The organism is Bradyrhizobium sp. CCBAU 11357, from assembly GCF_028128865.1.
Taxonomy (GTDB): domain Bacteria; phylum Pseudomonadota; class Alphaproteobacteria; order Rhizobiales; family Xanthobacteraceae; genus Bradyrhizobium.
Genome location: NZ_LBJW01000102.1, coordinates 148,299 through 162,681 on the forward strand (window position 1 = coordinate 148,299; position 14,383 = coordinate 162,681).

The window sequence follows — 14,383 nt, forward strand, 5'->3', positions numbered from 1 at the left end:
TCATTTTGAAGCGGAGGCGCGGCGGGTGATCATGCCCGTCGCGGAGGAAACGCGCCGTCTGGTCAAGGACGGCCACAAAGACAAGCAAGGCATAGAAGCAACAATGAATGTCGCTGTTCGCAGTCACGCCACGGCCAAACAGGCTTCTGAACATTTCGACGTGCTGATCGTCGGCGCCGGCATCTCCGGCATCGGTAGCGCCTATCACATCCAGAAGCAGCTTCCGGGCACGAGCTACGTCATCCTGGAGACGCAGGAAACATTCGGCGGCACCTGGAGCACACATCGCTATCCCGGCATTCGCTCCGACAGTGATCTCCATACCTTCGGCTACAGTTTCAAGCCTTGGGTCGGCCCGCCGATTGCGACAGCCGAGGAGATCCTCTCCTATATGAAGGAAGTGATCGACGACAACGATATCGCGCGGCACATCCGCTACCGGCACAAGATCAATTCCGCGAGCTGGTCGAGCGAGCAGAATCTCTGGACCATCGAGGCGGTGACGACCGACACCGGCGAACCCAGGACGTTCACCGCGAACTTCCTCTGGATGTGCCAGGGCTATTATCGCCATTCCGAAGGCTATACGCCGGAATGGAAGGGCATGGATCGCTTCAAGGGCCGCATCGTCCATCCGCAGACCTGGCCCGACGATATCGACCTCACCAACAAGAAGGTGGTGGTGATCGGCTCGGGCGCCACCGCGGCAACGCTGGTGCCGAACATCGTCGACACATGCGCCCATGTCACCATGCTGCAGCGCTCGCCGACCTATTTCCGCCTCGGCCGCAACGCCATCGAGATCGCGGAAGAATTGCGACGGCTGCAGGTCGACGAAGCCTGGATCCACGAGATCGTGCGGCGCAAGATCCTGTTCGAGCAGGATGCCTTCACCAAGCTCTGCGTGTCCAAGCCCGAGCAAGTGAGGAAGGAGTTGATCGGCCAGATCAGCGCCGTGCTCGGTCCCGACTACGACGTCGAGACCCACTTCACGCCAAAGTACCGGCCGTGGCGGCAGCGCATCGCCTTCGTGCCGGATGCCGATTTGTTCAAGGGCATCGCCAGCGGCAAGGCCTCCGTCGTCACCGACGAGATCGAATGCTTCGTCGAGAACGGCATCCAGCTCAAGTCGGGCAAGCTGCTCGAGGCCGATGTCATCGTCACCGCGACCGGCTTCAATCTCGCCGCGCTCGGCGACATCGCCTTCGAGATCGACGGCAAGCCGCTCGCCTTCGGCGACACCGTCACCTATCGCGGCATGATGTTCACGGGCGTGCCGAACATGGTCTGGGTGTTCGGCTATTTCCGCGCCAGCTGGACGCTGCGCGTCGATCTCGTCGCCGATTTCGTCTGCCGGCTGCTCGGCCACATGAAGGCAAAGGGTGCCAACAAGGTCGAGGTGAGCTTGCGCCCCGAGGACCACAACATGCCGATCCTGCCCTGGATCGATCCGGAAAACTTCAACCCCGGCTACATGATGCGCAACATGAACCTGTTGCCCAAGCGCGGCGACAAGCCGGAATGGCAGCACAGCCAGGATTACTGGACCGAGAAGGACGAGATCCCGAAGACGGACCTGGACGACAAGGCGTTTGTCTACAGTTGAAGATGCCGATGTAAGGGGCGGTTAGCGACCGCCACACACCCCACTCTCGTCCCGGGGCGCGAAGCGAGCCCGGGACCCATAACCACACGGAGTGGTTATGAAGCCAGCTGGTCACTCCGAGTCTTCGCAAAACTACTCCCTGGGGTTATGGGTCCCGGATCTGCGCGCCGCTTCGCTGCGCTTGTCCGGGACGACACCGTTTGCTCGGTTGGCAGCGCCTCAACTCATCTACACCGCCGCTCACGAATTCCGTCGCGTCGCATTCGCGGCAATCGCCGCCGCTGCGGTCCGGTTCTCGACGCCGAGCTTGGCGTAGATCTGCTCCAGGTGCTTGTCGACGGTGCGCGGGCTGAGGCCCAGAATTTGCGCGATGTCGCGGTTGGTCTTGCCCTTGCTGAGCCAGGCCAGCACCTCGCCTTCGCGCGTGGTGAGGCCGAGCTCGCTGGTGAATTCGGGCGGCAGCGCGGTGCCGGCTTCCTTGGACAGCCGCAGCAAAAATTCGTTCGGCGCGGTCTCGCCCATGTAGTAGAAGCGGAGCTGCGGATTGTCAGGCAGCGACGCGGCCTGGGATTTCGAGCCGCTCTTGATCTTCGCCTGCTCGAGCCATTGCAGCAGCGCTGGCGGCAGCACGAAGTCGTCGGCCTGCGCGCCGTGATGGTCGGACAGCAGCTTCTGCGCCTGCGGCGTCGCCCACAGCAAATTGCCCTGGCGATCGACCGCGAACAGGAAGCGGCCGGAGACATCGAGCGCGGCGCGCGCGCTCTGGGTCAGCCGGGCATTGCCGAGATGGACGCGGATCCGCGCCAGCATCTCCTCGATCACGATCGGCTTGGTCACGTAATCGACGCCGCCGGCTTCAAGTCCACGCACGATGTGCTCGGTCTCGGCAAGACCCGTCATGAAGATCACCGGGACATTGGCGAGACCCGCATCGCGCTTGAGCCGGCGGCAGGTCTCGAACCCGTCGATCCCTGGCATCACGGCATCGAGCAGAATGATGTCGGGCGTGATCTGGTCGATGATGCGCATCGCCGCGGCGCCGTCGAGCGCCACCATCACCGTCATGCCGGCGCCGTCGAGCGCGTCGGTGAGCAGCCGCAGCGTCTCCGGCGAATCGTCGACGACGAGCGCGACGTCGCGCTTCTTGGGTTCAATGCTCATAAGCATGCAACGTCTTCAATGTGGCCATGTACTGGTCGAGATCGAAGCGATCGACCAGCGACCGCATCTGCGCGACGAAGTCGGCATGCTCGGGGTGCTCGCTGCCGATCTCGTCCAGCTTCAGCTGGATGCCCTTGACGTAGCCGATCTGGCCGAGCCCGATCAGCGCCTCGATATGCCGCAGCGGCGGCCTCGATCCGGTCGCTGGATGCCAGAACGGCACCGCGACCTCATGCGAGCCGTATTGCCATTCGATCTTGAGGAGCTGGCGAATCGTCGCCAGCAGCCGCGGGATGTCGATCGGCTTCATCAGGTAGCCGTCGTGGAAGGGCTGCGCCAACGGCGTGCCATGGGCCTCGAGCGCGCTTGCCGATACCATCAGGATGCGCGCCTGATGATGGCCGTTGGCGCGCAAGGCCTCGGCGACCGCCCAGCCATCCATGGCGGGCATCGAGATGTCGAGCAGGAACAGATCGGGCCGGCAATGCTGCGCCAGTGCAAGGCAGCCGGCGCCGTCGGGCGCGCTCAGCAGGATGAAGCCGAGTGGCGTCAGCACCTCGCGCAGGAGGTCGCGATGCACGGGATCGTCGTCGGTGACGAGGATGGTCTTGCGCGCGCCGTGATAGCCGGAGACCGGCGCCTCCACCGGTGCGATGCGCTGGGGATTGGTGACCTCCGAGAGCAGGATCTTGACCTTGAACGTCGAGCCGGTGCCGACCGTGCTCGCGACCTTGATGTCTCCGCCCATCACGCCGGCGAGCAGGCGGCTGATGGTGAGCCCGAGGCCGGTGCCGGTCTGCGGCTGCGAGGCACCGAGCGCGCCCCGCTCGAAGGGCGCGAAGATGCGTTCGAGATCGCCGCCCTGGATGCCCGGGCCGGTGTCGATCACCTCGAACTCGGCGACGGGGCTGCGATAGTGCACCACGAACTGCACGCTGCCGGACTGGGTGAACTTGATGGCGTTCGAGAGCAGGTTGATCAGCACCTGGCGCAACCGCTTCTCGTCGGCATAGACGACGCGCGGCAGCGTTGCCGGCCGCCTGAACACGAAGTCGATGCCCTTGGCCGCGGCCTGGAGGCGGAACATGCCGACGAGCTGGTCGAGGAATTCGCTCAGGCGCACCTCGTCGCGGGACAGATACAGCCGCCCCGCCTCGATCTTGGAGATGTCCAGGATGCCGTCGATCAGGCCGGAGAGATGGTCGGCGCTGCGGCGGACGACGCGGACCTGGTCGCGCGGCTTGGCGCCAAGGCTCGCGTCCTGCTCGAGCAGCTGCGCGTAGCCGCTGATCGCATTGAGCGGCGAGCGCAGCTCGTGGCTCAACCCCACCACATAGCGGCTCTTGGCGAGGTTGGCGGATTCGGCAACTTCCTTGGCACGCTGGAGCTCGGCGTCGGTGCGCTTGTGCGCGTCGATCTCCTGGATCAGCAGCGTGGTCTGACGCCGCGTCTCGGCCTCGGCGGCGCGGCGGCTCTGCTGCGCCAGCACGAACAGCCACGCCACCACGCCGATGATGATGCTGAGCGAGAAGAACACCTTCCACAGCACGTCGGACACGAGCTCGTTGTCGCCGTGCACGCTCGCCGACGTCTGCAGATAGATCAGTCCCAGCACCAGGGCGATCAGGCCGGCGGAGATCACGAACACGCCGATATAGTGGCCGACTTGCGAGTTGATCCGGGCGTAGATCGGCTGCGGCATCAGCCTGCCCAGCGTCTCCGACACCTGCGCCTGGAATCTCGCGTGCGGCTTGCAGAGATCGTGGCAGCGCGCGTCCAGCGAACAGCACAGCGAGCAGATCGGACCCGCGTAAGCGGGGCAGGAAGCCATGTCCTCCGGCTCGAACGAGTGCTCGCAGATGCAGCACTGGATCGCCTCGATGTTCTGCCAGCTCCGCTTCGGCTTGCGCGCGATGTAGTACTTGCCGTCCGTGGCCCAGGCGATCAACGGTGCCGTGAGGAAGGCCGCCGCGAGCGCGATGAAGGCCGACAGCGCCTTCGCGGTCGGCCCGAACAGGCCGTAGAAGGCGCTGATGGAGACGATGGTCGCGATCGTCATCGCTCCCACGCCGACCGGATTGACGTCGTAGAGATGCGCGCGCTTGAACTCGATCTGCTGCGGCCGCAATCCGAGCGGCTTGTTGATGACGAGGTCGGCGACCAGCGCGCCGACCCAGGCGATCGCGACGTTGGAATAGAGCGCCAGCGTCTGCTCGAGGGCCTTGTAGACGCCGATCTCCATCAGCAGCAGGGCCACGATGACGTTGAAGACCAGCCAGACCACGCGCCCTGGATGGCTGTGGGTCAAGCGCGAGAAGAAGTTCGACCAGGCGATCGAGCCGGCATAGGCGTTGGTGACGTTGATCTTGACCTGCGACAGGATCACGAAGGTGCCGGTCAAGGCCAAAGCGAGGTCAGGCTGCGACAGCACATAGCGGAATGCCTCGAGATACATGTGCGCCGGCTCGGCGGCCTCCTCGGGCGGCACCCCATGGCTGAGCGCGAAGAAGGCGAGGAACGAGCCCGCCAGCAGCTTGAGCGCGCCCAGCACGATCCAGCCCGGCCCGGCGCTCATCAGCGCCATCCACCAGGAGGCCCTGGAGGCGCGGCGGTCACGCGGCAGGAAGCGCAGGAAGTCGACCTGCTCGCCGATCTGCGCCACCAGCGAGAACACGACCGAGGCCGCAACGCCGAACAGCAGGAGATCGAAATGCCCGTTGAGGTCGCCATGCTCGCCGGAGAACTTATGCCACTCCGCAAAGGAGCGCGGGTTGTGCCAGGCGATCGCGGCGAACGGAATGATGTGAAGGATCACCCACAGGGGCTGCGTCCACAATTGGAAGCGGCTGATCAGCGTGATGCCGTAGGCCACCAGCGGGATGATGACGACGGCGCTGATGAGATAGCCGACCGGCCGCGGAATCCCGAAGCACATCTCGAGCGCGGAGGCGAGGATCACGGCCTCGATCGCGAAAAAGATGAAGGTGAAGGACGCGTAGATCAGCGAGGTGACGGTCGAGCCGATGTAACCGAAGCCGGCACCCCGCGTCAGCAGGTCGATGTCGATGCCGCATTTAGCGGCATAATATGCAATGGGCACCCCGCAGCCGAAGATGATGATGGAGACCACGACGATGGCCGCGGTCGCGTTGGTGACGCCATAGTTCAGCGTGATGGTCCCGCCGATCGCCTCCATCGCCAGGAACGAGATCGCGCCCAGTGCCGTGTTGGCGACGCGGGCGGCGGACCAGCGCCGCGCGCTCTTGGCGGTGAAGCGCAGGGCGTAATCTTCCAGCGTCTGGTTGGCGACCCATTGATTGTACTGGCGCCTGACGCGGTCTATTCGCTGCCGCCCTGCCACTTAACCCCACTCCCGATACGGACCCGGACCCCTCGCAAATTCCGTACCAGAAACCTACGTCGGCATTTTGCGGTGCAATATACGCGATCTTGCGTATGCGTGCGCTGCATAAATTCGAGCCATCCTCACGGGCACCAATCGCGTGTTCTCGAACAAAAGTGGGGTGCTCATGTCAGACGAAGCAAACAAGGGCCTGTTGTCGCCGCTGCGGCGCAAATTGTTGATGGGGATGGCGGCCGTGCCGGCCATCACGATGCTGCCGCGGGCGTCCTTTGCGCAGGCGCCGGCGACATCGGCGGTCAATACGACGGGTCTGGCCGTCACCGACACCGAGGTCACGGTCGGCATCCTGCATTCGGCGACCGGCACCATGGCGATCTCCGAGACCGGCTCGATTCAGGCCGAAAAGCTCGCGATCGAGCAGATCAACGCGGCCGGCGGCGTGCTCGGCCGCAAGATCAAGTTCATCCAGGAGGACGGCGCGTCGGACTGGCCGACCTTCGCCGAGAAGGCGAAGAAGCTGCTCGTCAACGACAAGGTCGCGGCGATCATGGGCTGCTGGACCTCGGCCTCGCGCAAGGCGGTGCTGCCGGTCGTCGAGCAGTATAACGGCATGCTCTACTACCCGACCTTCTACGAAGGCCTCGAGCAGTCCAAGAACGTCATCTACACCGGCCAGGAAGCAACCCAGCAGATCCTCGCCGGCCTGAACTGGATCGCCAAGGAGAAGGGCGCAAAGTCCTTCTTCTTCATCGGCTCCGACTACATCTGGCCGCGTACCTCCAACAAGATCGCCCGCAAGCACGTCGAAAACGTGCTCAAGGGCAAGGTCGTCGGCGAGGAATATTATGCGCTCGGCTCGACGCAGTTCAACTCGGTCATCAACAAGATCAAGCTGACCAAGCCGGACGTGATCTTCACCGACGTCGTCGGCGGTTCCAACGTCGCCTTCTACAAGCAGCTCAAGGCGGCCGGCGTCGATCTTTCCAAGCAGCCGCTGCTCACGATCTCGGTGACCGAGGATGAGATCGACGGTATCGGCGGTGAGAACATCGCGGGCGCCTATGCCTGCATGAAGTACTTCCAGTCGCTCGACAATGCGAACAACAAGGCGTTCGTCTCCGCGTTCAAGAAGGTGTGGGGCGAGAAGACCGTGATCGGAGACGTCACCCAGGCTGCCTATCTCGGTCCCTGGCTGTGGAAGCTGACGGTCGAGAAGGCCGGCTCCTTCGACGTCGACAAGATCGCGGCGGCTTCGCCGGGCGTCGAGTTCAAGGGCGCGCCGGAAGGCTATGTGCGCATCCACGAGAACCATCACCTCTGGTCGAAGACCCGGGTGGGACGCGCCAAGCTCGATGGCCAGTTCGAGCTGATCTACGAGACCGCCGATCTCGTCGAGCCGGATCCGTTCCCCAAGGGCTACCAGTAAGACGCGCGACCAATAAGTCGCGGCGCCCGGCGCACTTTCCCTCAAGGCAAAACCGCTCCCTGGCGTGGATCGCAAGTCCATGCCTCAAGCCCCCGCGTCGCGAACCTGCTCGCGACGCGGGACCCTTTCCCGACGGAGGACATAGATGTTCGGCGACTATTCGATTGGCGACCTCGGCTCGATCTTCGTCATGCAGGGGTTTGCCGGACTGATCCTGTTCTCCGTCTATGTCCTGATGGCGCTCGGACTTGCCATCATCTTCGGCCAAATGGGCGTCATCAACATGGCCCATGGCGAGTTCATGATCCTCGGAGCCTACGTCACCTGGATGACCTCCAATCTCTTCCAGGCCTATCTGCCGAGCCTGTTCAGCGGCTACTTCTTCCTTGCCATGATATTGGCCTTCCTCGCATCTGGCGCGCTGGGCATGCTGGTGGAATGGGGGCTGATACGGCACCTCTATAAACGCCCGCTCGATACGCTGCTCGCGACCTGGGGCCTCAGCCTGATGCTGCAGCAGGCCTATCGCTCGGTGTTCGGCGCGCGCGAGGTCGGCGTCGAGCTGCCGCAATGGATGCTCGGCTCGCTCCACGTCACCGACAGCATCGAGGTGCCGATCAACGGCGTCTTCGTGATGTGCCTCACCGTGCTGATCACCATCTGCGTCGCCTATGTTCTTTACATGTCGCGCTGGGGCCGCCAGGTGCGCGCGGTCGTGCAGAACCGCATCATGGCGGGCGCCGTCGGCATCAACACCGAGAAGGTCGATCGCTACACCTTCGGGCTCGGCTGCGGCATCGCAGGTGTCGCCGGCAGCGCCTTCACCATGATCGGCTCGACCGGGCCGACGTCGGGCCAGCTCTACATCGTGGATACGTTCCTGGTCGTCGTGTTCGGCGGCGCCGCCAGCCTGCTCGGCACCATCGCCTCCGCGTTCTCGATCTCGCAGACGCAATCGACGCTCGAATTCTTCATGTCCGGCTCGATGGCCAAGGTGCTCACGCTACTCGCGGTCGTCGGCATCCTGATGCTGCGCCCGCAGGGTCTCTTCGCCCTCAAGGTCCGCAAATAATCTGGAAGCAGGCAAGTCATGGTCATCAACTCACGCTTCTTCAATCGATCCGAGCTCATGGGCTTCATTGCGCTCGCCGCCGTGCTGTTCGTGATCCTGCCGCTGACGCTGGACGTGTTCCGCCTCAATCTGGTCGCGAAATATTTGACCTACGCCTTTGTCGCGCTCGGCCTCGTGCTGTGCTGGGGCTATGGCGGCATCCTGAGCCTGGGGCAGGGCGTGTTCTTCGGCCTCGGCGGCTATTGCATGGCGATGTTCCTCAAGCTCGAGGCCTCCAGCGTCGAGAACACCAAGATCCAGTCGACACCCGGTATCCCAGATTTCATGGACTGGAATCAGATCACGGCGCTGCCGTTGTTCTGGCAGCCGTTTCACAGCCTCACCTTCACCATCCTCGCCATCATCCTGGTCCCCGGCCTGTTCGCCCTGATCATCGGCACCGCGATGTTCAAGCGCCGCGTCGGCGGCACCTATTTCGCCATCATCACCCAGGCCGTCGCCGCCATCCTCACCATTCTGATCGTGGGACAGCAGGGCTATACCGGCGGCATCAACGGCATGACCGACCTGCGAACGCTCAAGGGTTGGGACATCCGGCCCGACCACGCCAAGATCATCCTGTATTTCGTCGAGGTGGTGCTGCTGTTCGCCTGCATCGGCATCGCGCAGTTCATCCGCCTCACCAAGCTCGGCCGCATCCTGGTGGCGATGCGCGAGCAGGAGGACCGCGTTCGCTTCTCCGGCTACAGCGTCGCCAACTTCAAGATCTTCGCCTTCTGCATGGCCGCGATCTTTGCCGCGATCGGCGGCGCCATGTTCGCGCTCAATGTCGGCTTCATGTCACCGTCCTTCGTCGGCATCGTGCCGTCGATCGAGATGGTGATCTACACCGCGGTCGGCGGGCGGATGTCGATCTTCGGCGCGATCTGGGGCGCCATCCTGGTGAATTTCGCCAAGACCAGCCTGTCGGAATCCTTTCCGCAGCTCTGGCTGTTCGGCCTCGGCGCGCTGTTCATCGCGGTCGTGCTTGCCTTCCCGAACGGCCTGTCCGGGCTCTGGGCCGATTACGTGCAGCCGCGCATCGATCGGCTGTTCGCCTCGCGCAAGGCGAAGGCGGGCTGGAACGACAATTCCGTCGCCGATGGCGCACCGGCAGAGTGAGGGGGTAGATCATGCTCATTGGACACCAGCCCAAGGACTTCCTGCTCGCGGTCTCCGGCCTCACCGTCTCTTTCGACGGGTTCAAGGCGGTCAACGACCTCTCCTTCTACGTCGAGGAGAACGAGATCCGCGTCATCATCGGTCCCAATGGCGCCGGCAAGACCACGGTGCTCGACCTGATCTGCGGCAAGACCAAGGCGACCTCCGGCTCGATTCAGTTTCGTGGCAAGGAGCTCACGAAAATGAAGGAGAACGAGATCGTGCAGACCGGCGTCGGGCGCAAGTTCCAGACGCCGTCGGTATTCGAGGATCTCACCGTGTTCGAGAATCTCGAGATCTCGTTCCCGCGCGGCCGCACCGTGTTCGGCTCGTTGACCTTTCAGCGCGATCAGCTGGTGAAGGACCGGGTCGAGGAGGTCGCGGAGATGATCTTCCTCAAGGACAAGCTCAACACCTATGCCGACGAGCTCAGCCATGGGCAGAAACAATGGCTCGAGATCGGCATGCTGCTGATCCAGGATCCCGACCTGCTGATGCTCGACGAGCCCGTCGCCGGCATGAGCGTGTCCGAGCGCGCCAAGACCGCCGAGCTGCTCAACCGCATCATCAAGAACCGTTCGGTGCTGGTGATCGAGCACGACATGAAATTCGTCGAGGACATTGCGCACAAGGTCACCGTGCTGCACCAGGGCCAGATCCTTTCGGAAGGGACCATGGAGAAGGTCAAGAACGATCCCAAGGTGATTGAAGTGTACCTGGGGCATTGACCATGGCGTGTAAGGGGCAAGCAAGCGCAGCGATCTCCCTCCACCTCTCCCATCGGGAGAGGTCGAATGGCTCCTTGCGATGCGAAGCATCGTCAAGCGCCATTCGGGTGAGGGGTTCCGCTCCCTCGAGGGACCTGCGCCCCCTCACCCGGCGCTACGCGCCGACCTCTCCCCGGAGGGGAGAGGTGAACAAGCACCGAGCTTAGGAGCACGCTGATGCTGGCTATTTCCGATCTCCACGTCGCCTACGGCCAGAGCGAGGTGCTGCACGGGCTCAACGTCAAGGTCGCGGCGAACGAGATCGTCGCGATCATGGGCCGCAACGGCATGGGCAAGACCACGCTGATGAAGTCGCTGATGGGCATCCTGCCGGCTCGAAGCGGCTCGGTGAGCATGGACGGCGCCGAGCTCGGCAACCTCAAGAGCTTTGAGCGCGTCGCCAAGGGCCTCGCCTATGTGCCGCAGGGTCGCATGATCTTCTCCACCATGACCGTGAAGGAGAACATCGAGACCGGGCTCGTCGTGTCCGGCGGCTCCGAGGTGCCTGACGACATCTACGAGCTGTTTCCGGTGCTCTTGGAGATGAAAGGCCGCCGCGGCGGCAATCTCTCCGGCGGGCAACAACAACAATTGGCGATCGCGCGCGCGCTCGCCACCAAGCCGAAGGTGCTGCTGCTGGACGAGCCGACCGAAGGCATCCAGCCCTCGATCATCAAGGAGATGGCGCGCACGTTGAAGCGCATCCGCGACGAGAAGGGGCTCTCGATCGTCGTCTCCGAGCAGGTCCTGAGCTTCGCGCTCGACATCGCCGACCGCGTGCTGGTGATCGAGAACGGCGAGATCGTGCGCGACGATCCGCGCGATGCCGTCGATGCCGCGCAGGTCTCGAAATATCTGTCCGTCTAACCAACCGTGTAAAAGGGGAGCATCTCGATGCCAGAGACACTGATCAAGGTCGATCTCACCAAATCGGCCTATGAAAACGACATGGTGCATAACCGCTGGCACCCCGACATCCCGATCGTGGCCTGGGTTAATCCCGGCGACGATTTCATCATCGAGACCTATGACTGGACCGGCGGCTTCATCAAGAACAACGATTCCGCCGACGACGTGCGCGACATCGACCTGTCGATCGTGCACTTCCTCTCCGGCCCGATCGGCGTCAAGGGCGCCGAGCCCGGCGACCTTCTCGTCGTCGACCTGCTCGACGTCGGTCCGCTCAAGGAGAGCCTGTGGGGCTTCAACGGCTTCTTCTCCAAGCAGAACGGCGGCGGCTTCCTCACCGACCACTTCCCGCTGGCGCAGAAGTCGATCTGGGACATCAAGGGCCTCTACACCTCGTCGCGCCACGTGCCCGGCGTCAACTTTGCAGGTCTCATCCATCCCGGCCTGATCGGCTGTCTGCCCGATCCGAAGATGCTGGACACCTGGAACAAGCGCGAGGCCGAGCTGATCTCGACCAACCCGACACGCGTGCCCGGCCTTGCCAATCCGCCGTTCGCGCCGACCGCCCATGGCGGCCGCGCCAAGGGCGATGTGAAAGCCAAGATCGGTGCAGAGGGTGCGCGCACCGTGCCGCCGCGCGAGCATGGCGGCAACTGCGACATCAAGGATCTCTCGCGCGGCTCGAAGATCTACTTCCCGGTCTACGTCCCCGGCGCCGGTCTCTCGATGGGCGACCTGCACTTCAGCCAGGGCGACGGCGAGATCACCTTCTGCGGCGCCATCGAAATGGCCGGCTGGCTGCACCTCAAGGTCGAGGTGATCAAGGACGGCATGTCGAAATACGGCATCAAGAACCCGATCTTCAAACCGTCGCCGATCACGCCGAACTACAAGGACTATCTGATCTTCGAAGGTATCTCGGTCGACGAGGCCGGCAAGCAGCATTATCTCGACGTCCACATCGCCTATCGTCAGGCCTGCCTCAACGCCATCGAGTATCTCAAGAAGTTCGGCTATTCCGGCGCCCAGGCCTATTCGATCCTCGGCACCGCACCGTGCCAGGGCCACATCTCCGGCGTCGTCGACGTGCCCAACGCCTGCGCCACGCTGTGGCTGCCGACCGAGATTTTCGATTTCGACGTGATGCCCTCGGCGGCAGGTCCCATCAAGCACATCACCGGCGATATCCAGATGCCGATCTCGCCGGACAAATGACGCCGCGCCCCCTCTCCCCGTTCATACGGGGAGAGGGTGGGGGTGAGGGCTGTCTCCAAACGAACGGTGGCAGCGAGTTGTATTAAACACGCATGTGGGATGATGCGATGCCGGTCTACGAATATCTCTGTGACGATTGCGGTCCCTTCAAGGACCTGCGGCCGATGGCGGAATGCGACGATCCGCAAAGCTGTCCGCACTGCGAGACCATGGCGCCGCGCGTCATCCTGACCGCGCCGAACTTCTTCTGCATGCCCGCGGAGAAGCGCAAGGCGCACGCCGTCAACGAACGCAGCACCCACGCGCCGCAGACGCTGGCGCAATACAAGGCCTCGCACGGCCCGGGCTGCGGCTGCTGCTCCTCCGGCAAGTCCGCGAAGGACAAGAGCCCGACCGACAGGAAAAAGCCGGCGCGGCTGATGACCAAGACCAGGAGCGGTGCCAAGGGCTTTCCGACCGCACGCCCCTGGATGATCAGCCACTAATTCACGCCTCCCACGAATAGAAGACAGGAGCGCTCAACATGCTTCACGGTGACATTTCCAGCAGCAACGACACGGTCGGCGTCGCGGTGGTCAATTACAAGATGCCCCGCCTGCACACCAAGGCCGAGGTGCTCGACAATGCCCGCAAGATTGCCGACATGATCGTCGGCATGAAGGTCGGCCTGCCCGGCATGGATCTCGTGATCTTCCCGGAATATTCCACGCAAGGCATCATGTACGATTCCAAGGAGATGTACGAGACGGCCTCGATGGTGCCGGGCGAGGAGACCGCGATCTTCGCGGAAGCCTGCCGCAAGGCCAAAGTGTGGGGCGTGTTCTCGCTCACCGGCGAGCGCCACGAGGAGCATCCGCACAAGGCGCCCTACAACACCCTGATCCTGATGAACGACAAGGGCGAGATCGTGCAGAAGTACCGCAAGATCATGCCGTGGGTGCCGATCGAAGGCTGGTACCCCGGCAACTGCACCTATGTCTCCGAGGGTCCGAAGGGCCTCAAGGTCAGCCTGATCATTTGCGATGACGGCAATTATCCGGAGATCTGGCGCGACTGCGCCATGAAGGGCGCGGAGCTGATCGTGCGCTGCAAGGCTACATGTATCCGGCCAAGGAGCAGCAGGTCATGATCTCCAAGGCGATGGCCTGGGCCAACAACGTCTATGTCGCGGTCGCCAATGCCGCCGGCTTCGACGGCGTCTATTCCTATTTCGGCCACTCCGCGATCATCGGCTTCGACGGCCGCACCCTCGGCGAATGCGGCGAGGAGGATTACGGCATCCAGTACGCCCAGCTCTCGAAGCATCTGATCCGCGATGCGCGCCGCAACGGCCAGTCGCAGAACCATCTCTACAAGCTGGTCCACCGCGGCTACACCGGCATGATCAATTCCGGCGACAGCCCGCGCGGCGTCGCGGCGTGCCCGTATGATTTCTACAAGAACTGGATCAAAGACCCCGAAGGCACCCGCGACATGGTCGAGGCGATGACCCGCGCGACACCGGGCACCGATGAATGTCCGATCGAGGGCATTCCGAATGGATCGGCCGCCTCCAATTATTGAGCTTCTTGCGATCCCCTCAGAATTCTGCCCTGAAACCGTGGCTCGGCTGCAACATGACTGCCGGATTCTGCCTTCGTTAGGAGCAAACGGGCGAATTCCG

General features: G+C 63.2%; 10 protein-coding genes and 1 pseudogene. 9 read left to right on the forward strand and 2 right to left on the reverse strand.

The annotated features are described in order from the left end of the window. Window positions 1-103: 103 nt before the first annotated feature. Entirely contained in the window at window positions 104-1,606 is a 1,503-nt protein-coding gene (locus XI05_RS20475) for a flavin-containing monooxygenase (protein WP_271505104.1), read from the forward strand. Between the two features lie 240 nt (window positions 1,607-1,846). On the opposite strand, the gene XI05_RS20480 is transcribed toward XI05_RS20475, so the two are convergent. Further along, entirely contained in the window at window positions 1,847-2,773 is a 927-nt protein-coding gene (locus XI05_RS20480) for a response regulator (protein WP_172788875.1), read from the reverse strand. After that, complete coding sequence (locus XI05_RS20485; protein ID WP_271505106.1) at window positions 2,757-6,128, reverse strand: hybrid sensor histidine kinase/response regulator; 3,372 nt, start codon at window positions 6,126-6,128, stop codon at window positions 2,757-2,759. Before XI05_RS20485 ends, XI05_RS20480 begins: the two co-directional genes overlap by 17 nt. A 169-nt stretch (window positions 6,129-6,297) precedes the next feature. Between XI05_RS20485 and urtA the strand changes: the two genes are divergently transcribed. The 8 genes and pseudogenes from urtA to XI05_RS20525 all read left to right on the forward strand — a co-directional run bounded on the left by urtA (window position 6,298) and on the right by XI05_RS20525 (window position 14,283). After that, entirely contained in the window at window positions 6,298-7,557 is a 1,260-nt protein-coding gene (urtA, locus tag XI05_RS20490; RefSeq protein WP_271505108.1) for an urea ABC transporter substrate-binding protein, read from the forward strand. Window positions 7,558-7,702: 145 nt separating this feature from the next. Next, the gene (gene urtB / locus XI05_RS20495; RefSeq protein WP_271505109.1) at window positions 7,703-8,629 is read left to right on the forward strand and encodes an urea ABC transporter permease subunit UrtB; all 927 of its coding nucleotides are present in this window, start codon (window positions 7,703-7,705) and stop codon (window positions 8,627-8,629) included. 18 nt (window positions 8,630-8,647) lie between these two features. Then, the gene (urtC, locus tag XI05_RS20500) at window positions 8,648-9,790 is read left to right on the forward strand and encodes an urea ABC transporter permease subunit UrtC (protein ID WP_271505111.1); all 1,143 of its coding nucleotides are present in this window, start codon (window positions 8,648-8,650) and stop codon (window positions 9,788-9,790) included. Window positions 9,791-9,801: 11 nt separating this feature from the next. Next, window positions 9,802-10,557, forward strand: a complete 756-nt coding sequence (gene urtD, locus XI05_RS20505; RefSeq protein ID WP_025033326.1) for an urea ABC transporter ATP-binding protein UrtD — start codon at window positions 9,802-9,804, stop codon at window positions 10,555-10,557. 216 nt (window positions 10,558-10,773) lie between these two features. Continuing rightward, a complete protein-coding gene (gene urtE, locus XI05_RS20510; RefSeq protein ID WP_212255876.1) occupies window positions 10,774-11,463 on the forward strand; it encodes an urea ABC transporter ATP-binding subunit UrtE in 690 nt (229 codons plus the stop codon). A 27-nt stretch (window positions 11,464-11,490) separates the two neighbouring features. Then, window positions 11,491-12,720, forward strand: coding sequence for a formamidase (fmdA, locus tag XI05_RS20515; protein ID WP_028133835.1), 1,230 nt, complete (start codon window positions 11,491-11,493; stop codon window positions 12,718-12,720). A gap of 107 nt (window positions 12,721-12,827) precedes the next feature. Then, complete coding sequence (locus tag XI05_RS20520) at window positions 12,828-13,205, forward strand: FmdB family zinc ribbon protein (protein ID WP_271505113.1); 378 nt, start codon at window positions 12,828-12,830, stop codon at window positions 13,203-13,205. Between the two features lie 38 nt (window positions 13,206-13,243). Beyond that, window positions 13,244-14,283 (forward strand): annotated as a pseudogene (locus XI05_RS20525) (aliphatic amidase). Window positions 14,284-14,383: the final 100 nt, after the last annotated feature.

What these genes read in the sequence shown, in the direction of transcription:
- XI05_RS20475 (WP_271505104.1), top strand. Translation starts at nt 104, where the DNA reads ATGAATGTCGCTGTTCGCAGTCACGCCACGGCCAAACAGGCTTCTGAA.
- XI05_RS20480 (WP_172788875.1), bottom strand. Translation starts at nt 2,773, where the DNA reads ATGCTTATGAGCATTGAACCCAAGAAGCGCGACGTCGCGCTCGTCGTC.
- urtA (WP_271505108.1), top strand. Translation starts at nt 6,298, where the DNA reads ATGTCAGACGAAGCAAACAAGGGCCTGTTGTCGCCGCTGCGGCGCAAA.
- urtB (WP_271505109.1), top strand. Translation starts at nt 7,703, where the DNA reads ATGTTCGGCGACTATTCGATTGGCGACCTCGGCTCGATCTTCGTCATG.
- urtC (WP_271505111.1), top strand. Translation starts at nt 8,648, where the DNA reads ATGGTCATCAACTCACGCTTCTTCAATCGATCCGAGCTCATGGGCTTC.
- urtD (WP_025033326.1), top strand. Translation starts at nt 9,802, where the DNA reads ATGCTCATTGGACACCAGCCCAAGGACTTCCTGCTCGCGGTCTCCGGC.
- urtE (WP_212255876.1), top strand. Translation starts at nt 10,774, where the DNA reads ATGCTGGCTATTTCCGATCTCCACGTCGCCTACGGCCAGAGCGAGGTG.
- fmdA (WP_028133835.1), top strand. Translation starts at nt 11,491, where the DNA reads ATGCCAGAGACACTGATCAAGGTCGATCTCACCAAATCGGCCTATGAA.
- XI05_RS20520 (WP_271505113.1), top strand. Translation starts at nt 12,828, where the DNA reads ATGCCGGTCTACGAATATCTCTGTGACGATTGCGGTCCCTTCAAGGAC.